The 515-nt window shown below is 74.0% G+C and carries 1 pseudogene; it reads left to right on the top strand.

Features of this window, described 5'->3' with window-relative positions:
* A pseudogene (locus tag ACJA3G_RS38455) lies at nucleotides 1-312 on the top strand (hypothetical protein); the annotation flags it as partial.
* Between the last annotated feature and the right edge of the window lie 203 nt (nucleotides 313-515).

The raw sequence follows: 515 nt of genomic DNA, 5'->3' as shown, positions 1-515 counted from the left end.
GTGGGCGGGCCGCGGGACTTCTCGGTGAAGGAGCCGTCCGACGACGGCACGGACGACGGCGACGAGGGTCACTTCGTCCCGCCGGAGCCGCCGCCGCTGCCGGAGTCGGACGTGACGGCGAAGTTCGCCTGGCTGGCGGTGATCGGCGGTCCGCTGCTGATGCTGCTGGCGGCGATCCTCCGCTGGGAGTTCACCTGGTGGCTCACCACGCTGGGGGTGGGCGGCTTCATCGGGGGCTTCGCCACGCTCTTCGCCCGGATGAGCGAGGACGACGACGGCGAGGACGACCCCGGCCGGGGCGCGGTGGTCTAGCTTTCCTTCCCCGGGGCTCCGCCCCGGCCCCCTGTTTGTCTGCCGCCCGGTGGTGGGCTGGTCGCGCAGTTCCCCGCGCCCCTTGATGCGCCCCTTCGGGGCGCCCAGGGGATTGCCGCGCAGCGGCATTCAAGGGGCGCGGGGAACTGCGCGAGCAACCGTTCACCGGGCCGCAGGCGGGCGACCAGGCCCCCGGAGGGTTC

The organism is Streptomyces sp. YS-3 (genome assembly GCF_045257485.1).
GTDB lineage: Bacteria > Actinomycetota > Actinomycetes > Streptomycetales > Streptomycetaceae > Streptomyces.
The sequence above is the reverse complement of the archived record's forward strand: the minus strand, read 5'-3'. Positions and strand labels throughout refer to the sequence as shown.